At 38.0% G+C, this 20,449-nt stretch carries 21 protein-coding genes; 13 read left to right on the top strand and 8 right to left on the bottom strand.

Annotation, left to right across the window (positions count from 1 at the left end):
- Positions 1–3: 3 nt before the first annotated feature.
- The gene (gene tssA, locus KVY11_RS15200; RefSeq protein ID WP_218289413.1) at positions 4–1,134 is read right to left on the bottom strand and encodes a type VI secretion system protein TssA; all 1,131 of its coding nucleotides are present in this window, start codon (positions 1,132–1,134) and stop codon (positions 4–6) included.
- Between the two features lie 21 nt (positions 1,135–1,155).
- Entirely contained in the window at positions 1,156–3,828 is a 2,673-nt protein-coding gene (tssH, locus tag KVY11_RS15195; protein ID WP_218289412.1) for a type VI secretion system ATPase TssH, read from the bottom strand.
- Positions 3,829–4,203: 375 nt separating this feature from the next.
- Between tssH and KVY11_RS15190 the strand changes: the two genes are divergently transcribed.
- From KVY11_RS15190 to KVY11_RS15140, 11 genes are all read left to right on the top strand, one after another.
- Entirely contained in the window at positions 4,204–4,854 is a 651-nt protein-coding gene (locus tag KVY11_RS15190; RefSeq protein WP_218289411.1) for a hypothetical protein, read from the top strand.
- Between the two features lie 40 nt (positions 4,855–4,894).
- Positions 4,895–5,398 carry a type VI secretion system contractile sheath small subunit gene (tssB, locus tag KVY11_RS15185; RefSeq protein WP_218289410.1) on the top strand — a complete coding sequence of 168 codons (504 nt, stop codon included), beginning with the start codon at positions 4,895–4,897 and terminating at the stop codon, positions 5,396–5,398.
- Entirely contained in the window at positions 5,391–6,872 is a 1,482-nt protein-coding gene (gene tssC, locus KVY11_RS15180) for a type VI secretion system contractile sheath large subunit (protein ID WP_218289409.1), read from the top strand. The genes tssB and tssC overlap by 8 nt, the downstream gene beginning before the upstream one ends.
- A 46-nt stretch (positions 6,873–6,918) precedes the next feature.
- The gene (locus KVY11_RS15175; RefSeq protein ID WP_004693082.1) at positions 6,919–7,422 is read left to right on the top strand and encodes a type VI secretion system tube protein Hcp; all 504 of its coding nucleotides are present in this window, start codon (positions 6,919–6,921) and stop codon (positions 7,420–7,422) included.
- Between the two features lie 66 nt (positions 7,423–7,488).
- Entirely contained in the window at positions 7,489–7,965 is a 477-nt protein-coding gene (gene tssE / locus KVY11_RS15170) for a type VI secretion system baseplate subunit TssE (protein ID WP_010326723.1), read from the top strand.
- Positions 7,966–7,977: 12 nt separating this feature from the next.
- Positions 7,978–9,786 (top strand): type VI secretion system baseplate subunit TssF, encoded by a 1,809-nt coding sequence (tssF, locus tag KVY11_RS15165; protein WP_218289408.1) that lies wholly within the window; start codon positions 7,978–7,980, stop codon positions 9,784–9,786.
- Positions 9,750–10,748, top strand: a complete 999-nt coding sequence (gene tssG / locus KVY11_RS15160) for a type VI secretion system baseplate subunit TssG (RefSeq protein ID WP_218289407.1) — start codon at positions 9,750–9,752, stop codon at positions 10,746–10,748. Before tssF ends, tssG begins: the two co-directional genes overlap by 37 nt.
- Entirely contained in the window at positions 10,741–12,168 is a 1,428-nt protein-coding gene (locus KVY11_RS15155; RefSeq protein WP_218289406.1) for a hypothetical protein, read from the top strand. The genes tssG and KVY11_RS15155 overlap by 8 nt, the downstream gene beginning before the upstream one ends.
- 90 nt (positions 12,169–12,258) lie before the next feature.
- The gene (tssM, locus tag KVY11_RS15150) at positions 12,259–16,017 is read left to right on the top strand and encodes a type VI secretion system membrane subunit TssM (protein ID WP_218289437.1); all 3,759 of its coding nucleotides are present in this window, start codon (positions 12,259–12,261) and stop codon (positions 16,015–16,017) included.
- Between the two features lie 36 nt (positions 16,018–16,053).
- Positions 16,054–17,010, top strand: a complete 957-nt coding sequence (gene tagF, locus KVY11_RS15145; protein ID WP_218289405.1) for a type VI secretion system-associated protein TagF — start codon at positions 16,054–16,056, stop codon at positions 17,008–17,010.
- 6 nt (positions 17,011–17,016) lie between these two features.
- Positions 17,017–17,781 (top strand): OmpA family protein, encoded by a 765-nt coding sequence (locus KVY11_RS15140; protein WP_218289404.1) that lies wholly within the window; start codon positions 17,017–17,019, stop codon positions 17,779–17,781.
- Positions 17,782–17,993: 212 nt separating this feature from the next.
- Here the strand turns inward: KVY11_RS15140 and KVY11_RS15135 are convergent, their stop codons facing one another.
- From KVY11_RS15135 to KVY11_RS15125, 3 genes are all read right to left on the bottom strand, one after another.
- A complete protein-coding gene (locus KVY11_RS15135) occupies positions 17,994–18,143 on the bottom strand; it encodes a hypothetical protein (RefSeq protein ID WP_218289403.1) in 150 nt (49 codons plus the stop codon).
- A gap of 25 nt (positions 18,144–18,168) precedes the next feature.
- On the bottom strand, positions 18,169–18,315 hold the full coding sequence (locus KVY11_RS15130; RefSeq protein WP_256350803.1) for a hypothetical protein: 147 nt from the start codon (positions 18,313–18,315) through the stop codon (positions 18,169–18,171).
- Between the two features lie 113 nt (positions 18,316–18,428).
- Entirely contained in the window at positions 18,429–18,677 is a 249-nt protein-coding gene (locus KVY11_RS15125; protein ID WP_218289436.1) for a hypothetical protein, read from the bottom strand.
- Between the two features lie 117 nt (positions 18,678–18,794).
- Between KVY11_RS15125 and KVY11_RS15120 the strand changes: the two genes are divergently transcribed.
- Positions 18,795–18,998 (top strand): hypothetical protein, encoded by a 204-nt coding sequence (locus tag KVY11_RS15120; protein ID WP_218289402.1) that lies wholly within the window; start codon positions 18,795–18,797, stop codon positions 18,996–18,998.
- Between the two features lie 242 nt (positions 18,999–19,240).
- Here KVY11_RS15120 and KVY11_RS15115 read toward each other — a convergent pair whose 3' ends face one another.
- The 3 genes from KVY11_RS15115 to KVY11_RS15105 form a co-directional block, all read right to left on the bottom strand.
- Positions 19,241–19,390 carry a hypothetical protein gene (locus KVY11_RS15115; RefSeq protein WP_218289403.1) on the bottom strand — a complete coding sequence of 50 codons (150 nt, stop codon included), beginning with the start codon at positions 19,388–19,390 and terminating at the stop codon, positions 19,241–19,243.
- 25 nt (positions 19,391–19,415) lie between these two features.
- Entirely contained in the window at positions 19,416–19,562 is a 147-nt protein-coding gene (locus KVY11_RS15110) for a hypothetical protein (protein ID WP_256350803.1), read from the bottom strand.
- A 113-nt stretch (positions 19,563–19,675) separates the two neighbouring features.
- Positions 19,676–19,924 carry a hypothetical protein gene (locus KVY11_RS15105; protein WP_218289436.1) on the bottom strand — a complete coding sequence of 83 codons (249 nt, stop codon included), beginning with the start codon at positions 19,922–19,924 and terminating at the stop codon, positions 19,676–19,678.
- A gap of 117 nt (positions 19,925–20,041) precedes the next feature.
- Here KVY11_RS15105 and KVY11_RS15100 point away from each other — a divergent pair, with 117 nt between their 5' ends.
- On the top strand, positions 20,042–20,245 hold the full coding sequence (locus tag KVY11_RS15100) for a hypothetical protein (RefSeq protein WP_218289402.1): 204 nt from the start codon (positions 20,042–20,044) through the stop codon (positions 20,243–20,245).
- The last annotated feature ends 204 nt before the right edge of the window (positions 20,246–20,449 follow it).

Raw genomic sequence — 20,449 nt, 5'->3', positions numbered from 1 at the left:
AGATTACCAGTCGCTTGATTCATTTGCTTGTTGTACGCCCAGTAGTTCTTGGACGTTATGCAGTGGATTTTCGTTTTTAATGACTTGATTTAACCACTCATGTAGTGGCATCTGACTCCACTTGATGGTTTTCTGTAACATATAGCTTACGGGGCTATGCGGTTCATTGGCTTGGAAATAGTCAGAAATTTCTTGTAATACCCGCATGGCTTGTTCACGGTTTGCTAAGTGATTTTGCGGTTGAACCTGAAAGCCTTTGGATGGATGGACGGTGTTCATGTCAATTTCTTGTTCTTTGTGCTGGGTAAATGAAAGTGCCTGTGTTGTTATCGTTGCAGCAGCAGAAGACTCAGATGTTTGTGTCGCCATTAAAGGTTGGGTAAAAACATCGGTTTTGTAGAGCTTTTTTAAACTGGTGTGGATGTTTTCAAGCTGAGTATCAATAGCAGCAAAGCTTGGTGCGTCTAAACCCATTAAGGTATCTAATACACTTTTCAAAATTGACCATTCAGCGAGAAGCGCCGAAAAATGTTGATAGTTCTGATATTGAAATGATTTTGATGTATTGAACAAGCTCTGCTCAAATTGTTCTAAAATCTGAGAGCTATTGGTATCATCTGTATAACTTTCGACTTGTTTCAACAAATGGTTTTTTTGTCTCAGTAAGGCTTCATAATCACTGAGTGAAAATGCAGGAACATTCACGATAGCAACTTGTTTAATCAGTGGAATCAAATGATTAATTGAGCCTTGCAATAAACCTAGACGTTGATCTAAATCTTCTTCTTCAATTTCAGGATGAAGTTGTGTCCAATACTCATTTAGCGTCCGGTGCATAAGCTCTAGGGCTTTTGCAGTACCTTCGAATCCGTATAAATTTGACCACGCTTCAAGTAACCAGCCCAATAAGCGTAAATCCTTCGATTTTCCCGTGAGGAGCTCGATTGATTTTTGTTCAACGAACTGCCAGTCTGCTTGCTTGGGTTCAGCAACCCAGTCGCCTTGATCGAGTAGTGGATCATCCTGAGTTTTTGCAATTTTGATAGCGTGGAATTCATTGGAAAAAGACAAGTCTTGTCCACATGGTTGATCGCTTGAGATAGGAGACAATAAAGGCTCGATTTCTAAGCTCATAATTTTACACTCTATATTCTATTAAACTTGATTCGCTTTATTTTTAGCAGGATGTCGTTTCTTTTTAGCCGTGGTCTTTTCGACAGGGTCTAAAACATAAGTAATTTCATCATCTTTGACATCAATCTGAATGACTTTAGGCAAATGATCTGCTGCCAAAGCTATCAATATTTCTGTGGCTAAAGCAGGCAATATACTGGCATTTAAAATGTGATCAACATTTCGTGCACCGCTATCGACTTCCGTGCAGCGACTTAATAACAGTTCTACCAGTTCCTCTGAATATTGAACTTTGGTTTGGTACTGTTTCTCAAGGCGAGAGGTTATTTTTTTGATTTTATGATGGATAATTTGAACCAGTAAATCATCATGCAGTGGGAAATAGGGAACGATACGCATGCGCCCTAAAAAAGCAGGTTTAAATTGTTTATATAAACTTGGTTTTAACTGCTCAGCTAAGTTTTCTGCTGTTGGCCATGTCTCAATCGGTTGATTCAAACACGCCTGCATAATGGCATTCGAACCTACATTCGAGGTCAAAATAATGGTGGTATTCTTAAAGTCGATGATTCGACCTTCACCATCTTCAAGTGTACCTTTGTCAAAAACTTGATAAAAGAGTTCTTGAACATCGTTGTGTGCTTTTTCAATTTCATCCAGTAAAACCACACTATAAGGATTGCGGCGAACCGCTTCAGTCAGCACACCACCTTGACCATATCCCACATATCCAGGTGGAGCACCTTTTAAAGAAGAAACGGTATGTGCTTCTTGATATTCAGACATATTAATGGTGATCAGGTGGGATTCTCCACCATAAAGTTCATTCGCCAGCGCAAGCGCGGTTTCGGTTTTACCGACACCACTTGGCCCCACCAACATGAATATGCCTTGCGGTTTATTGGGATCATCCAATTTTGCTTTAGATGTTTTAATCCCCTGAACCAGTTGATGTAGGGCAGAGTCTTGCCCCATAACACGCTCAGCCAGTTTGCTTTCTAGGCTGAGAATTTGTTTTATTTCATCGTTCACCATATTGCCCACAGGAATACCGGTCCAGTCTGAAATAATTTCATTAATGATTTGTGCATTAACACGTTCAAACACTAAGGGATTCTGGCCTTGCACATCGCTTAATTCTTCACGAAGCGCAGCAATCTCATTTTGATCGTTGTGAGCCGTTGTATCTTGCTGGCGTTGTTTTATCTGTTCAACAAGCGCGCTTTCTTTTTGCCACTGTGTTTGAGTATGTTTAACTTCACACTCAAGCTGAGCTAATTTTTTCTGTAGATCGTGCAAGCGTTCATGATGAATTGGTAGATTTTTATGCTCATTTTCTAAAATCTCATATTCAAGTTTGAGATTATGTTGTTGAGCCAGTAGATGATCTAGCTTCACAGGTTGCGCATTTTGAGTAAGTGCCACACGCGCTGCGGCTGTATCGAGTACGCTAATTGCCTTGTCTGGGAGTTGACGACCACTAATATAACGATGTGAAGAGTGTACAGCTGTGACGATGGCTTCATCATCAATATTTAAATTAAAATGATTGGCCATGACTGGTAACATGGCACGTAACATATCGATGGCGACATCTTCAGTCGGTTCTTCAACTTTAACAACTTGGAAACGTCGACTGAGCGCCGCATCTTTTTCAAAATATTGTTTATATTCAGCCCATGTAGTTGCTGCAATGGTACGTAACTCGCCACGAGCCAGTGCGGGTTTTAATAGGTTGGCAGCATCATTTTGGCCTGCTTGACCGCCTGCACCAATCAAAGTGTGAGCTTCATCGATAAATAAAATTATCGGATGGGTGGCAGACTGAACCTCTTGAATCACTTGTTTCAAGCGGTTTTCAAATTCACCTTTTACACTGGCACCTGCTTGTAATAGTCCCATATCCAGCGTATGCAGTTGAACATTTTTTAAAGCATCAGGCACTTGGTTGTTCACGATTTTTAATGCCAAACCTTCCACGACAGCTGTTTTTCCTACACCCGGTTCACCAGTTAATATGGGGTTGTTTTGGCGTCGACGCATCAGAATGTCGAGCATTAAACGTATTTCAAACTCACGACCGATAACAGGGTCGATAAGACCGTTTTGTGCCTTTTGGGTTAGGTTAAGTGTATATTGATCAAGTGCAGGAGTTTTGTTTTTAGCCAGATGCTGTGCAGGTTCAGTGCTTTCGCTTGGCGTTGGTTCCTGTAAAACGTTTTGTTCGATACTGTTTGAGCAAAGGTCTAAAAATTTATGCTTCATTGTATCAATTGGGAACAGTTCGAATTGGCTCGAAGCGCGTAAAGCCATTTGATGTAAATCTGGTGCTGTTAAAAGTGCTACTAAGATATGGCCGGTTCGAATAATAGGATTTTGTTCGGCTGAAGCAAGTAACCACGCTTGCTCTAATAAACGAATAATCGATTGAGCAAAGATAGGGGTGCGAGTATTTCCCTTAGGTAACTGGGAAAGACTAAGTTGTAAGTCTTTAACTAAAGAATCATGGGAAATTTTATATTTTTCAACTAATAAATAGAGATCATTTAGTTCTGGTTGTTCTAATAATTCAAGAAAAAAATGCTCAATTTCAATTTCATAATTCTGTTGATTAATACAACTATTTGCAGACTTCTCTAGAGCAACACGCGCATGATTAGATAGCTTCTTAATTAATATTTTAAGGTTATTCATATGTAACTCAGTCATGCTTTATAGCAAAGTTTTTACAAGACAAATATGCCAATGGCTATCTGTGTTTTTAGTGTAAATATAAAATTATTTATAAATTAGCATTTTACAAGTCATTATAAATGCTATTTGGCGCGTATTTTATATATATGACATCATAATACACAAATGAAATTTAGATAAAAAAGAAGATACATTACAAAAAACAAACATAGTTACTTTTGAGTAACATTTATTTCCTTGACTTTGGGTGTCATATTTTTGTTAAATCCAAGCGCATTATATAAGCAGAAGATACTTACCTAGGGTGTGTATATTTTAAATCGAAGTTACTGATAATAATTTTAATTTTTTATTCATAAAGGTTTGAGGCAAGTTTTGAAAAAATATTATTTAATTTTACCTACATTCGTTTTACTAACGGTGACACCATTTGCTTTTTCAGCGGTAGAAGAAGGTATTAGTTTAAAAAAGAAATGTATTAAAGATTACCCCTTAGTAAATGGGGAAACAGATCACAATTTACTAAGTTTATATGCACAGATTTGCGATAGTAAAAATAAAAAAAATGATGAGCTAAAAAATAAATTATTGGTTCAAGCTGCAAGTCGATATCAAGAACTTGGAAAAAGTTATAAAGCACTTCAACTGGTTCAAGAGTTAAATGCGCGAAATATTAATCATACATCATTAACAGATACTCGGTTTTTAGCTGGTGTTTCGATTGCAAACACAGCGTTAAACCATATGCGTCAAGAAGAAATGCGCTATTTATCTGCAGATTTAACTTATCCACCTGCTAAAGAGTTGTCTAATCTCGTTCGTAATTCTTTGCCTGCGCCAGATACGAGTGATGCAAAGGCCGTGGTGATTAAAGCCCCTAAGAAATCCACGCGTAAGACTGCGAGTTCAACCAAACAAACCACAAAGAAAACAACGGCTCAGGTGGCAAAACCCAAAAAAGTTGAGAAGGTACAATCAACAGAAGTGGCGAGCAAACCGAATACAAATCCCTTCAATTCACTTTAAAAACTTTCATTTTTGAAATAATAAAAAACAGGATTTTCATATGGCTAAACGTGAAAGCGTCCAAAAAAAGTTACAGCGTATTCGACCACCTCGGGTACAACTGACTTATGATGTTGAAGTTGGTGATGCTAAAGAAATCAAAGAATTGCCATTTGTTGTTGGTGTTTTAGGTGATTTTTCCGCAGCATCTGAAATAGAAAAAACCAAGCTCAAAGACAAAAAATTTATTAATGTTGATTTAGAAAACATTGATGAAGTCATGGAGTCCTTAGCACCACGTGCTGCCTATCAAGTTGAAAATACATTGACTGATGATGGTGGACGTATGTCTGTTGATTTGACATTTAAGTCGATGGAAGATTTTCGTCCTGAAAATGTGGTTCAGCAAGTAGATCCTTTGAGAAAGTTGGTGGAAGCTCGTGAACGTTTGACTGATTTGCGTAACAAAATTTCGAATAATGAGCGTTTAGAAGATCTACTTGACCAAGTTCTACAAAATACAGATCAAGTGCGTAAAATGAGTGTGGAGGCTGAAAATGAATAATGCCCAATCCGCTGCAGTTGCTCAAGATACTACTGAAGAATTTACGCTATTAGATTCAATTGTTGAACGTAGTCGAATTGCTCGAAATGAAGAAGAGCATGATAGAGCGAAAAGTTTAATTGGCGAACTTGCTAAAGAAGTGATGGCGGGGACGATTACTGTTTCAGAAAATATGACATTATCGATTGATAAGCGTATTGCTGAAATTGATGCACTCATTTCAACGCAGCTCAGTAAAATTATCCATGACGAACAATTTCAAAAAATTGAATCGACATGGCGCGGTTTATATTACTTTTGCCAAGAAACGCCATCTAATCCATTGATTAAGATTCGTATGTTGAATACAACGAAGAAAGAATTAATCAAGGATTTTCAAGGCGCAACGGACTTTGATCAAAGTACATTGTTTAAAAAGATCTATGAAGAAGAATATGGGTCATTTGGTGGTGCGCCATATGCCACATTAATTGGCGATTTCGAGTTTGATCGTACACCTTCAGACATGTATTTGCTGGAACAAATTTCACATGTTGCTGCAGCTGCACATGCACCCTTTATTTCTGCAGCAGATGCTAACATCCTCGGATTAGAATCCTTTACGGATATTGACCGTCCGCGTGAAGTATCTAAAATTTTTGAAACCGCTGAATATGTCCAGTGGCGTTCTTTCCGAGAAAGTGATGATGCACGCTATGTTGCATTAACAATGCCACGTGTATTAGGCCGTCTGCCTTATCACCCTAAGGAAGGTACAGCGACTGAAGGCTTTAATTTTGTGGAAGAAGTCTCAGGGCAAAATCATGATGAATATTTATGGATGAATGCAGCCTATGCTTTTGGTACGCGTTTGACCAATGCCTTTGATATGCATGGTTGGTGTGCTGCCATTCGTGGTGTTGAAGGTGGTGGTTTGGTAGAGGGATTACCTGTTCATACCTTTAAAACCAGTGATGGTGAAGTGGTCTTTAAATGTCCAACTGAAATTGCGATCACCGACCGTCGTGAAAAAGAACTCAGTGATCTTGGCTTTATTCCTTTAGTACATTGTAAAAACACGGATTATGCAGCATTTTTTGGTGCGCAATCGACGCAGAAACCTAAAAAGTATAATAGCGATTCTGCCAATGCAAACTCGGCTTTATCTAGCCAAATTCAGTACATTATGGCCGTTTCACGTATTGCACATTATTTAAAAGCCATGATGCGAGATAAAGTCGGAAGCTTTGCTTCGGCTGGAAACATTGAAACATTTTTAAATGAGTGGTTGGCTCAATATATTTTGCTTGATGACGGGGCTTCACAAGAGGCGAAAGCGCAATATCCGTTGCGTGAAGCATCTGTCAAAGTTGTAGAGAACCCAGCACAACCGGGGCACTACAAATCTGTGGTTTTCTTAAGACCACATTTCCAGTTGGATGAGTTGTCAGTATCACTGCGACTTGTTACTGAGTTACCTCAGTCCTCAAGCTAATTTGAGTGTCAACACATAATAACTTTAGAATAGGAAAAGATTACAAATGAAAGACATATACGTACAGTTCAGAGGTAAATATAAGGTCGATGGCGAGTCACGTGATACAGAGCACCAAGGCTGGTTAGAGGTGAACTCTTGGTCACACAATATTCGTCAGCCAAAGTCTGCAACATCATCAAGTGTTGGCGGTCATACGGCAGAACGTGTTGAACATTCAGATATGTTATTTGTTAAAGATTTGGATGCAACCAGTCCAAAACTTTGGGAAGCATGTTCTGCAGGTTATACCTTTGATGAAGTACAAATTGATTTTTATCGCGCAAATGGCGATAAACGCATCAAGTACCTACAAATTAAATTGAAGCATGTTCTGGTTTCAAGTGTTACACCAACAGTAAGTGAAGAAGGTGTTCCACTTGAAGGATTTGGTTTGAAATATGCTGCTGTGGAATGGACATATAACCAGCAAGATATTAATGGCACACAAAAAGGTGCTGTGACCAAGAAATGGTCTCTATCAAACAATACTGCATCATACGCTGCATAAAAATAACTGAAAAAATAAAGGCTGACCAACGTTGGCCTTTATTTATGCGAGATGATTTTAATCAACATGAATCTAGATCAGCTTTATCCCTATGGGTTTAGAAAAACGCTATTTGACCGATTACTACCGACCACTGAACAGGACCGATTGGGGATGTCTCTTCAGGAGCTACGTGAATCTGTCGCAACTGACTTAGAAGATTTGTTGAATAGTCGTATGGCCAATTTTAATGATTCAATTGATGCTTTCCCGTTGGTGAAAAAGTCCATTGTTCAATTTGGAATCATTGATTTTGTTGGATTATCGACTGCGAATCCGACCGATCGCGATAAAATTTGCCAGTCGATTGCAGCGTCTATTACTGCACATGAGCCGAGACTGAAACAAATCAAAGTCGAAATGTTGCTCGATGGACAGAATATGGGGGCGTTGTGTTTGAGTATTCAAGCCTATTTAAATATTCATCCTTTATATGAACCCGTGATTTTTGATGCTTTGCTCAAACCGACAACACAACAATATGTTATTTCTGCAAGAGCTTAATGGGGCTGATTTGTGATTGAAGAATTATTACCGTACTACGAAAAACAATTACAAGAATTTGGACAGCAGTCCCGTGAGTTTTCGCAAAAATACCCAAAAATCGCTCAGCGTTTATCCTTAAATCAAGAGCAAGTAGATGATCCGCATATTGAACGCTTAATTCAGTCCTTTTCCTTAATTGCAGCAAGAATTGATAAGAAACTGGCGGACAGTTACGACATCTTTACCCGGTCTTTGTTTGAGGTGATGTTCCCTCAATACCTCAAACCATTTCCTGCATGTACTGTGGTCAGTTTTGAAGACCTAAATAAGTGTAAACAATTAACTGACGCTCATCTCATTCCTAAAAATACCGCAATAAAATCAAGAAGTTTTAAAGGTGTTCAGTGTGAATTTAGCACCACACAAGAACTAAAATTATTACCCATTGAGCTGAGTCACCTTAATTTTAAAACCAATCCTAGTGCGCATATGCATTTAAATCAAAATGCAACGCTTAGCTTAGGATTTAATATTTTTAATCAGGCACATCGAATTTTAGAAAAAGAAAATTTGCCTATTTATTTGGATGCGATATCCAATTTTCCACTACAAGTTTTGGATGCTGTGTTCCAGTCCAGCACAGGCTTTTCATTAAAGTTTGGTCATCGCGTCATCGACATTCCAAATCCGTTTAGCATCATGGGTTTTGCTGAAACTGAAAGTCTGTTGCCCTTGGATCAACATACGCATCATGCATACCGGCTGTTGATGGAGTATTTCTGTTTTTCTGAAAAATTTAATTTCCTCAATATGAACTTAGGTTTGTTAAAACATTTAGAAAAAGAGCAAAATCAGTTTGAAATTTTGATTCATCTTAAATTAAATTTAAATGATCAGGTCAATATTCGAAATTATTCTGAGTTGAATATCGCAAACTTTAAATTATATGTAGTACCAGTTATCAATTTATTTAAAAAACAAGCTGAACCTCAAAAAATTAATCATCAACAACTCGAATATCCTTTAGTTACCGATGCTCATCATCCTGAGTTTTATCAAACTTATTCGATTACTAAAATGCAAATGATTCGTGAAAAGTCGAATAAAGATCAAACTACTTTTGACATTTATCCATTCTTTGCGATGAGTCATTATCAAAAGGACGAGACTCAGTTTTTTTATAGTTTGAATTCGGCACAGCTACAAAACAAATATGTTGAAACAGGTTATAGTATTATTTCAAAACATTTATCGCCTGAAACAACCAAATCTGATTTTATCAGTACGCAATTATTATGCTCCAATCGTGATTTACCCCATGAGGCATTGAGCCAAGCCAACAATATATTAAATTTGAATGACAGTAGTCTGGCACGGCGAGCTGTTGTTTTAAAAAGACCGAATAAACCCTATTACTTTGAACAAAATAAAAAAGAGCAATGGCGGATCATTTCGCATTTATCATTAAATACTTTATCTCTAACTAAGGGCGATGCTCTAAGCCATATTCAAGAACTACTTGAACTCTACAATTTGCCTCAGCTTAAAGAAAACCACCTTATTATTAATGCGATTCAGTCGGTTAATTTTGAATTAAAGCAAAAGATGGTAGATGCAAAACCATTCCCGCTCTTTATACGAGGGTTGAAAGTAAATCTAGGGATAGATTCGAAAGTGTTTCGAGGACATAGCTTATATATTTTTAGCCAGTTGTTGTCACATGTCTTTAATCTAAAAGTCCAGATGAACAGTTTTGTGGATGTTGTTATTTCAGATGCTCAATCTCAACAGGAGTTATACCAATGCGTGCAGAACGTTGGTGGCAAGACACTTCTATAGTTGATGTACTGGTTGAACAACCGAACGCTTTTGAATTTATTCAGGCCACGCGATTATTACGTCATGCGGAAGCTCCCCATACTCAAAAAGAAGGGGATTGGGCAAAGCAGTTTAAGTTTCATAGTTCACTGAATCTCAATTTTCCGAATGCAGAAATTGAGAGTTTGACCCTTGACGAAGAAAAAATTTACTTAACCAACTTAATGATTGGTTTAACTGGGATTCAGGGCACCTTACCGTATAGCTATACCAATAAAATTAAACAAAGTGCGCGTATACAACGGAATGAAACACTTCATTTTTTAGGTTTATTTAATCACAAGCTCACGGCGCAATATGTGGATGCATCTTTAGCCTACCATTTACCGATTCGCTATGAAATTGAGCAAGAAAACCATTACCTCGATATTTTGCACGCACTAAATGGCTATGTGAGTGCTCAACATGAGCAGCGAGATTTAGATGATTATTTTGCTGAATTCGCTGGATTAATGCAGGGGCAAAATAACACATCACATGCGCTAAAAACCATGCTGAGTTGCGTGTTTAAGCAACCCTTTAAGATTAAAGAATTTGTTGAAGAGATCTTTCACTTGTCCCCTGAACAAAGAAGCACACTGGGGGGTAATAATCAATTGGGCATCAATACCTTTTGTGGAGAAAATATCCGTCAAATAGATGGAAAAATTGAAATAGAAGTTGGCCCCGTCCCATACACCGAGTATTTAAAATTTTTACCCGACCAAGCTGAGAGTATAAAACTCAAACGATTACTCGCGAGCTGGCTGAGTCCAACGCTTGGGGTGGATTTAAGAATCATCCTGAGGAAAGAGGATATTCAACCGATTCAGCTGAGTTCAACGATGACCATTGGTTTATCACAAGGTGCTTTTTTAATGCCAATGCTGACCGAACACAATCACGAAACCTGTTATACATTGATGGGGATGGGGCATGCTTAAGCTCTTTATTGGTACTTTGAGCAGCTTATTGTTGCTTGTCGCAGGAATCGTCATTTTTTACTGGCGTGACATTCAGTATGACCCAACTGGGACAGACCTGCTCAATTATTTGCTTCTATTTCCACTGATTCTGTGCGTAATTTTATGGTCTCCTGTATTTATTTATCATGGCATTAAAGCTCACCAAAAGCGCAAAGAGCAACAAAAACAAGCGCAAGTAGAGAAGCATCAGGATGATGAGAACCAACAAGCTGAAGCTGTTGAAATTCAGTGGTTAAACCTGAATATTTATTCTTCGTCTGCATATAGTGCCTTTGGGGAAAATGGCGAGATTCTTGATGAGATTAAAAAATTTAAAAGCCCAGAGCTCGATACGCAATTACAAAATGCCTATGGCTTACCAATGCTGTCTTATCGCATACATGCACTAGACCATGTCATTATAAATCAGGACGATGATGAAGTCGTTGATCATCCGCGCCATCTGCGAATTCAAGCCCTGATCGAGCATCAACTAGAGCAACATGCAGAAACATTGTGGCAAATCTCACAGCATTTAAAGCAATCTGCCTTATTTTATGATAGTGAATTGGCATATGAATATCGTATGCATCCAGCATGGATTGATCCTACGAGTGAATATGATAGCAATGAACCAGAGGAACAACCTGATGTGCAGCAGGTTGCTAAATTAAACCGTATCAATATACATATTCTGCTGCCTGAATCGATGTTACATGCTTGGAATGAAGAACAAAGCAGTGGCGTCGTACAGGATTATTTAAGTTCATTAGGCGTGATTACGCAGCAAATTCATCTTGAGCACCATTATTTCAGTCAAGAAACAGCCTATAAAGATTGGATGCTGTTATTGGAACAAATTTCTCAGCAGTCAGAGGAAATTACATTCATCCTGAATGTAGATTCTGAAATTGACCAAGAACTGCTCGATGAAAAAACATGGTTAACCGACCATTACTTGCCTGCTGAATATGCCTCTAGTTGGTGCTTAGCATCATCTTCTTTACCATTACTTGATATCAACCCCTTAAAACAACTCAAGATTGTGCTAAACGAGGCCAATCTTGCCAATCAGTTTGCATCCCCACCGATGAAGCAATTAGAACAATTTAAGGATATTCAGCCTTTTGTACTGATGCTCGATGATATTACAGACATTCAAACCATGAAAAAACTTTACCAAATTTTCGATCGAAGTGGGATTGAATCGCATCACTTCATTCATACCAAACAAAGTTTTGGACATACGCAGCATTTGGCCAAAGTATTTGGATTTATGTTGAGTATGCATTTGCCTGATGAGCTGATGGCGATGATTTATAGCACTGATCAATTGTCTACACATTGTTTTCTACATGCGTGTGAAGACAGTAATATCCCTGTAGAACCAACCATTTAAATTAAAAAAGAATAAGAGAGTATTGTGAATTCTTTATTTTATAACGTCTTAGGTTATGTTTGGCAGTATGTGAGCAACCCTAAAGCTATTATGGCTATATCGGGCTTTGTCGCACTAATGGCCATGTATAACGTCATTCCAGCCAAAATTTTTTGGCCTTTAATGATTTGTTATGTATTCGGGTTGATGCTGTGGGGAATTTATTTACTCATTGTACGTCGTCGACATGCAGCACAAGGTGAAGCTCTTGCCGATGCCATTGCACATGACACCAATGCAGAATATGGCAAACAAAAAAACAAAGATGAACTTCATTTGATTCAGCAGCAAATGAAAGAATCTATTCAGTTGATTCGAAAATCAAAACTGGGAGATAAAAAGGGCAATGCTGCACTCTACGAGTTGCCATGGTATATGGTAATTGGTAATCCTGCCGCGGGTAAAAGTTCGGCCATTTATAACTCAGGTTTAAAATTTCCTTTTGAAGAAACCCATCAAAAATCAGTTTCTGCTGGACTCAGCGGAACGCGTCATTGCGACTGGTTTTTTTCAACAGAAGGCGTGTTATTAGATACTGCAGGTCGTTATTCTGTTTATGCAGAAGATCATTTTGAGTGGCTAGGTTTTTTAAATATTTTGAAAAAAAACCGCTCAAAAGCACCAATCAATGGCTTGATCGTGATTGTCAGTATTGCTGAGTTAGTGAGTAACAGTCCAGAAAAGTCGATCAAACTGGCAAAGAATTTACGTGCACGAATTCAAGATCTTACTGAGCGCTTAGAAGTTTTTTCGCCTGTTTATTTGGTCTTCTCTAAAATGGATCTGATAGCAGGCTTTACTGAGTTTTTTGAATGTTATGAAGTCGGTGAGTTTGATCAGGTTTGGGGGGCGACACTGCCTTATACAACCGATGGGGCTAATAATGCTGTTGAATTGTTTGAAAAACACTATTCCATCTTATATGACGGTTTAAAAGGCGTCAGTACGACACATCTCAGCCGTCGACACTCGCAGAATATTTCTCCAAGTGTCATGACATTTCCTTTAGAGTTTAAGAGCTTAAAGCCTGCGTTAAAGACATTTATCGGCACGCTGTTTGAAGATAACCCTTATCAATTTAAACCTGTTTTCCGTGGCTTTTATTTCACCAGCGCACTTCAAGAAGGCATTATTGAAAGCCCAATGACCGAGCAAATTGCTCAAGACTTTTTATTGCAAAAAGGTTTAGACAATGAAAATGGCATTCCAACGAGCTCAGTTTCGCAAAACCATGGCTATTTTTTAAAAGGTTTATTTTCAGACATTATTCTGAAAGACAAGAACCTCGTTAAACAGCATATTAACCCTAGCCGAAAGCGTCAGCGTTATATTGCCTTTGTTGCCGCTTTATTTGGTGTAGCCATCATTTTAAGTCTATGGGTGTGGTCTTATCGGAATAATCAACAATTGATTGCAGACGTACAAGCCGATTTAGACAAAGTCGTTTTACTTGAAAAGCAATCGGGTCAAGAGTTGTCTACACAACTGAGTGCACTCTTGATTTTACAGGAACGTATGCAGCAGTTGGACCAATTTGAAGAAGATCGTCCTTTAAAGCTGGGTTTTGGTCTATATCAGGGAGATGAGCTGCAGGAGAAGCTAAAAACAGAATATTTAAAGGGTGTTGAGCAAATCGTCTTGATTCCAACACAACAAAATATTGCCCAATATCTACAGCGGGTGAAAAGCAATGAAGAAAAATTGCGCACAAACCATGCAAATGTAGAGCTGACACCTGTTGCAAAAACACAGCAATATTTAGAGCCTAATGATGCAAATCCACAAGATGCATACAATGCTTTAAAAGCCTATTTAATGATGGGTAATACTCAATATATGGATGCAAGCCATTTAAGTGATCAAGTCACACGCTTCTGGCGTTCATGGTTAGATAATAATCGTGGTCAAATGCCGCGCGGAGAAATGATCCAGAAGGCAGAGCAAATTTTGTCGTATAGCATGACTTTAGTTGGCGATCCTAAATTTCCAGTACTCAGCTCAGACAGCTTGGTGGTGGATCAAACGCGTCAAGTTCTTCTGTCTGTTATTCGTGGAATGCCTGCACGAGACCGAGTTTATAATGAATTAAAAATGCGTGCGGCTGTCCGTTATCCAGCATTAACCATAAAGCAAATGCTTGGCGATGCCAATCAAAATGCAATCTTAGGGAGTTATGCCTTGCCGGGTATGTTTACACATGCTGCATGGTCAGAATATGTTGAACAAGCCATCGATGAAGTTGCAAAACGACCTACGGATACCAAAGACTGGGTACTCAACAGCACACAGTCGGATGACTTATCATTTAGTGGTAGCCCAGATCAAATCCGTAAACAGCTCACAGAACTCTATAAAAAAGAATATATTGCGGAATGGCGGAAATTTTTAGGTGCGATACATTATGCAAAAGCTAAGGATTACGGACAACAGGCGAGTTTCGTTCAAGTTTTAGGCGAGCCTGAAAACTCACCCATTCGAAGTGTTTTTGATCGCGTTGCCAAAGAAACCAGTTGGGACAATCCAGTCGTAATGGCAGAGCTGGCAGCGCCACAAACAGGTTTTGTGGCTTGGTTTAAACGCAAAGTATTAAGACGAGATGAAACTCAGCTTGATGCCAAAGTCATGAATCAAGCGCAAGGCCCGATTTCTAAAGAATTCCAGATGTTTTATCAGCTAGTGCGTAAGCGTGATGATCAACAAAATAAGTCTTTGCTTGATGAATACATGCAATCTTTAGCGCAAGTTCGAAGTAAATTCAATGACTTGAAAAGTTCAGGGGATATTGGACCATCTGCGATGAGTTTAGTTAAGTCGACCATTAATGAGCAAAACTCTGTTTTTAATACAACGCAGAAGCTGGTCGATGAAAAAATGTCCGTTGGTTTGTCTGAGGTTGATCAGAAACTGCTCCAAAAGCTGTTGATTTCGCCACTGACACAATCATTTGAAAGTTTAATTCTCCCTGCACAAGATGAGATGAATAAGCTGTGGGTTATGCAAGTCTACCAACCTTTTAACACAAACCTGAGTAAAAAATATCCATTTAATTCTTCAGCGACATTGCAAGCAACCAGCAATGAAATTAGCCAGATTCTTGGCGAAAATGGCAGTATTGCGCGTTATGTCAAAGAGTATCTTGATCCACTGGTTATTCGTCGTGGTTATACCTTGACTTCTAAGACGTGGAAAGATTTAGGGATTAGCTTGAATCCACAGTTTGTGATGAATTTTCAAAGCTATGTTGCTCCAAGTAATGGCATGGCAACAGGAGCGTTGAATCAAGCTTCATCTACACCTGCTGCTACGGCTCAATCCAATTTTCAATTTTACCCAATTGAAAATCCTAAGTTTTTATCCTATACCATTGATATTGACGGACAAAGAATGCTTTATGAAAACGGCATTCAACAATGGGTGAATTTTGTATGGCCAAATGCTGGAGCAATTCCAGGTGCACGTATTACAGCCATTGATTTAGATGGGAAAACGCATACGATTTTTGAGGCGCCTGGTGAATATGGTATTAATCGTTTAATTGACGGTGCTGAGCGAACGCAACGTGGCGGAAGCTATGAAATGATTTGGAGAAATCAGCAAAATCCAGAGCTTGCAGTAAAAGTCAATTTCCGTTTAATCAGCGGCGACGCCAATGGTGGAGTAGGCGGGCAGCGCAGTTACAATGGCATGCAGCTAGTCGATCAAATTGTCACCAATAAATCCGTACGTGTGGTGGCAGCGCAAACCACACCTTCAGCAACAGTTGCAAGTCCTAAAGCTCCAACACCGGGGATACAGGAGTCTCGTTTATGATTTCTCGAAAGTGGCTAGGTTGTAAGGAGTATTGTGATGGATGAACTGCGGACCTTAGCTTTATATTACGGAAAATGTCCTGCACGTGGTGATTTCTTAAAAACACGCGGTCAGTATGCCTTAATTCAACTGATTGATCAGTGGATTACTGAAGCATTAGAACATGCCATGCAATCAGAGGGATTTAGTCAAGCGTATGAAAAGCTACCTTCATTAGACTTTTTTATTGCCAATCCACAAGAAAATAATTTTCTTGTGGCAAATTTGATAGCCAGTCACGATAGTTCTGGTCGTCAATTTCCAATGGTTTTGAGTCATTTATTAGAGGTTGAAAATAGTTTTGATAATATTATTTATGCGCCATATCGCTATAAGCAAACTTTAATCGATCTATTTCAAAAGAATCGTGTGGTACGTTCGATACGTGACCCCAATATCGTGCTCGATAAATTATCTAAATTAAATAACGAGGTACAGGTTTTTAATAACAGCGAAGTTTCGGCATTTTATGAACACCATACGATACATTCATTTGCTCAATTACTAAGAATGAGTAGTTATGAGCTTGCACAAAGCATGATTGGACTTGGGTTATTGTTACAACCCGTCATTCAACATGGTACTAGTCGCTTAACTAAAGTGTTGATTTTACCTATTAATAACTCTAGCTACTGCTATGAAATTGCAGCTTTTTGGGTCAATCTAATCAGTTTTTTTATTCAAAATCAAAATGCTGAGCTTCTGATAGGGATTTTGCATAGCGAAAAACCGGTACTTCTTTTTGGCTTTCAAGGGGCAGATATTATGACCTTAAGTGAAATTTTCACGCAAAAGTTAGATTCAGATCACTGGGTTTCATTGGTCCAAGCCAATTGGATTGATGCATATTTAGAGCAAAATGCCGGTTTGGCAACGCTGGAGCAAGCTTTGTTTGAGCGCCAATTGAGCTTAATACAAGCTGTGAAACTTTTTAAAAAAACTTTTATAGATTAGTAAAATATGAAAATAAATCATGGATTTAAGTCAAATAAATGGCTGCTGATTTTAACGTTGGTTTTGAGCGTGAATGTCTGGGCTGAACCGATTATTGTGGAAGGTGTTGTTCCAAATGAGGCCAGTAAGCAAATCATTTTAAACAAGATGTACAGTGTTTATGGTGCTGACCAAGTGATTGATAAAATAAAGGTTAAAGCAGTTAGCGCTCCGAATGGTTGGAGTGAATCTGTTGCGAATATAGTGGTTCCAGAGTTAAAAAAAGTGCATCAAGGTAAACTTTCTGTACGTGGTACGCAAATGGAACTTAATGGAAAAATATCGAGTTCAAATGAAATTCAGCCAACAACAAACTTATTCCAAAGTTTAGTAACACCACCGTATCGCTTAAATGCGCAGCTTTCTGTCAATCAGGCTGAACAGCAAATTATAGATGAAGCACTTAAAAACAGAATTATAGAATTTGAATCTGGCAGTGCAGTTTTGGCTATGAGTGGAACTCAAATCTTAGATGAAATGGCGGTGGCTCTAAATAAGGTTGGTGGAAAAAAGGTTAAAATTATTGGACACACAGATAGTTCAGGTGACGCTGCAAAGAATCTTGCTTTAAGTAAAGAGCGTGCTGTAGCTGTTAAAAACTATTTGATCAATAAAAGTATTGCAGCTGAACGTTTAAGCGTCGAAGGATTAGGCTCGAACAAACCTGTTGCTGATAATGCGACTGCAGATGGTCGTAAGAAAAACCGTCGAATTGAATTTGATGTGATCTAAGTCATTTATAAAAAGCCACATCATCAATTGTGGCTTTTTATAAATGACTTAGATTACGTATAATGTATATTATGTTAAATAGCATATCCAAGACTGTGGCCTACGCAACTTAGTTGGTGCCACAGCTCAGCAACGTGAATCTGTAAAAATTATATTCACGTTGCTGAGTATCCTAATGAACATAATATACGTTATGCCGAAATCCGTGAGCTTTATAATTGTTCATCTGTAAAAATATCAGAAATGATAATAAAAATTGCAGCAATAGTAAGAGCAACACAGAAAGCCAATAAAAAATTCTCAAAAGTAAAATATTGAGTATATTTAAAATTAGGATCAGAAATAAAAACAGTCTCAAACATAAAAACACCCTATTTTGATTTAAATTTAGTCAATCGTAACCCGCATGTTATAAATGGGGGTAGAAAAATCAGTCAGGCGACTAGATTCTGCTGAGAAGAATTGTGCAGATTTAGGGCTTTCCACCGTGTTTTTACGGGTTTGGGTTGTTTTTTGATCAGTCTTTTTAGTCATGAATCAGCCCTCACACTTAGACATATGAAATGGCAAATACTGGTGATGAAATCTTGAGAAGCATTTTGGGCACTCAACATCAACAGAACCTAGAACGATGCTTAAAATTCTCATTAGCAATCCCCCATTTCTTCTTTTAATTCAGCGTTTGTTTTTTTGTATAAATCTGCATGAACATCAATCAGCGAATAGTCATAAGCCATTTCTGACGCAACAAATGCCAAGTGCTCTAAACACTGCTCTGTGGAGAAAGCAGGTACAAAGTTATCTAATGCACTTTGGCCATTTTGAGAAACAAGCTCTGCCACCCTGTTAAAAGCAGCCTGAGTAAATTCTTGTGGACTGTCGAATGTTATTATCATGGCAAAATCACAAATGCATAAATCACTTTTAGTCAATAATACAGAAATCACATATGAATACAAGAATAAATCACAAGTTCATTTATAATTTTGCAATTTAATCTAGGATTCAGATTGATGGCTAAAACATTTAGATTTACAGATCAGGAAGAACAAGCTCTAAATGAGACAGCTCTAAAGCTAAATAGAGATCTTGTGAAAGCAGGAAAAAAGCCGCTGAGAGACACAGAAATATTTCACGAAATTATTAAACAGACCCTACTGGAAGGCTTTATAGAAGTAACGAGAGACGGAACAGTTAAGGTTGAGACAAAAAAATAGACTTATTATTTTAACCATCGATATTGAATACTAAAAAAGAAAGGGAGTTTTAAACTCCCTTTTCTTTTGGCTCAGAGCCGAATGTCGCATAACGTAATTTTATGTTAAATAGCATATCCAAGACTGTGGCCTACGCAACTTAGTTGGTGCCACAGCTCAGCAACGTGAATCTGTAAAAATTATATTCACGTTGCTGAGTATCCTAATGAACATAATATACGTTATGCCGAAATCCGTGAGCTTTATAATTGTTCATCTGTAAAAATATCAGAAATGATAATAAAAATTGCAGCAATAGTAAGAGCAACACAGAAAGCCAATAAAAAATTCTCAAAAGTAAAATATTGAGTATATTTAAAATTAGGATCAGAAATAAAAACAGTCTCAAACATAAAAACACCCTATTTTGATTTAAATTTAGTCAATCGTAACCCGCATGTTATAAATGGGGGTAGAAAAATCAGTCAGGCGACTAGATTCTGCTGAGAAGAATTGTGCAGATTTAGGGCTTTCCACCGTGTTTTTACGGGTTTGGGTTGTTTTTTGATCAGTCTTTTTAGTCATGAATCAGCCCTCACACTTAGACATATGAAATGGCAAATACTGGTGATGAAATCTTGAGAAGCATTTTGGGCACTCAACATCAACAGAACCTAGAACGATGCTTAAAATTCTCATTAGCAATCCCCCATTTCTTCTTTTAATTCAGCGTTTGTTTTTTTGTATAAATCTGCATGAACATCAATCAGCGAATAGTCATAAGCCATTTCTGACGCAACAAATGCCAAGTGCTCTAAACACTGCTCTGTGGAGAAAGCAGGTACAAAGTTATCTAATGCACTTTGGCCATTTTGAGAAACAAGCTCTGCCACCCTGTTAAAAGCAGCCTGAGTAAATTCTTGTGGACTGTCGAATGTTATTATCATGGCAAAATCACAAATGCATAAATCACTTTTAGTCAATAATACAGAAATCACATATGAATACAAGAATAAATCACAAGTTCATTTATAATTTTGCAATTTAATCTAGGATTCAGATTGATGGCTAAAACATTTAGATTTACAGATCAGGAAGAACAAGCTCTAAATGAGACAGCTCTAAAGCTAAATAGAGATCTTGTGAAAGCAGGAAAAAAGCCGCTGAGAGACACAGAAATATTTCACGAAATTATTAAACAGACCCTACTGGAAGGCTTTATAGAAGTAACGAGAGACGGAACAGTTAAGGTTGAGACAAAAAAATAGACTTATTATTTTAACCATCGATATTGAATACTAAAAAAGAAAGGGAGTTTTAAACTCCCTTTTCTTTTGGCTCAGAGCCGAATGTCGCATAACGTAATTTTATGTTAAATAGCATATCCAAGACTGTGGCCTACGCAACTTAGTTGGTGCCACAGCTCAGCAACGTGAATCAGTAAAATTATATTCACGTTGCTGAGTATCCTA

It is taken from the genome of Acinetobacter sp. CWB-G5, assembly GCF_019209785.1.
Classification (GTDB): Bacteria; Pseudomonadota; Gammaproteobacteria; order Pseudomonadales; family Moraxellaceae; genus Acinetobacter; species Acinetobacter johnsonii.
Note: the sequence above shows the minus strand (reverse complement) of the source record. Positions and strands in the feature narration are given on the sequence as shown.

Coding starts and splice junctions, on each gene's coding strand:
- KVY11_RS15175 (WP_004693082.1), top strand. CDS start 6,919: ATGAAAGACATATACGTACAGTTCAGAGGTAAATATAAGGTCGATGGC.
- tssA (WP_218289413.1), bottom strand. CDS start 1,134: ATGAGCTTAGAAATCGAGCCTTTATTGTCTCCTATCTCAAGCGATCAA.
- tssC (WP_218289409.1), top strand. CDS start 5,391: ATGAATAATGCCCAATCCGCTGCAGTTGCTCAAGATACTACTGAAGAA.
- KVY11_RS15100 (WP_218289402.1), top strand. CDS start 20,042: ATGGCTAAAACATTTAGATTTACAGATCAGGAAGAACAAGCTCTAAAT.
- KVY11_RS15110 (WP_256350803.1), bottom strand. CDS start 19,562: ATGACTAAAAAGACTGATCAAAAAACAACCCAAACCCGTAAAAACACG.
- KVY11_RS15125 (WP_218289436.1), bottom strand. CDS start 18,677: ATGATAATAACATTCGACAGTCCACAAGAATTTACTCAGGCTGCTTTT.
- tagF (WP_218289405.1), top strand. CDS start 16,054: ATGGATGAACTGCGGACCTTAGCTTTATATTACGGAAAATGTCCTGCA.
- tssH (WP_218289412.1), bottom strand. CDS start 3,828: ATGAATAACCTTAAAATATTAATTAAGAAGCTATCTAATCATGCGCGT.
- KVY11_RS15120 (WP_218289402.1), top strand. CDS start 18,795: ATGGCTAAAACATTTAGATTTACAGATCAGGAAGAACAAGCTCTAAAT.
- tssB (WP_218289410.1), top strand. CDS start 4,895: ATGGCTAAACGTGAAAGCGTCCAAAAAAAGTTACAGCGTATTCGACCA.
- tssM (WP_218289437.1), top strand. CDS start 12,259: ATGGCTATATCGGGCTTTGTCGCACTAATGGCCATGTATAACGTCATT.
- KVY11_RS15135 (WP_218289403.1), bottom strand. CDS start 18,143: ATGTTTGAGACTGTTTTTATTTCTGATCCTAATTTTAAATATACTCAA.
- tssG (WP_218289407.1), top strand. CDS start 9,750: ATGCGTGCAGAACGTTGGTGGCAAGACACTTCTATAGTTGATGTACTG.
- KVY11_RS15155 (WP_218289406.1), top strand. CDS start 10,741: ATGCTTAAGCTCTTTATTGGTACTTTGAGCAGCTTATTGTTGCTTGTC.
- KVY11_RS15105 (WP_218289436.1), bottom strand. CDS start 19,924: ATGATAATAACATTCGACAGTCCACAAGAATTTACTCAGGCTGCTTTT.
- tssE (WP_010326723.1), top strand. CDS start 7,489: ATGAATCTAGATCAGCTTTATCCCTATGGGTTTAGAAAAACGCTATTT.
- KVY11_RS15140 (WP_218289404.1), top strand. CDS start 17,017: ATGAAAATAAATCATGGATTTAAGTCAAATAAATGGCTGCTGATTTTA.
- KVY11_RS15130 (WP_256350803.1), bottom strand. CDS start 18,315: ATGACTAAAAAGACTGATCAAAAAACAACCCAAACCCGTAAAAACACG.
- KVY11_RS15115 (WP_218289403.1), bottom strand. CDS start 19,390: ATGTTTGAGACTGTTTTTATTTCTGATCCTAATTTTAAATATACTCAA.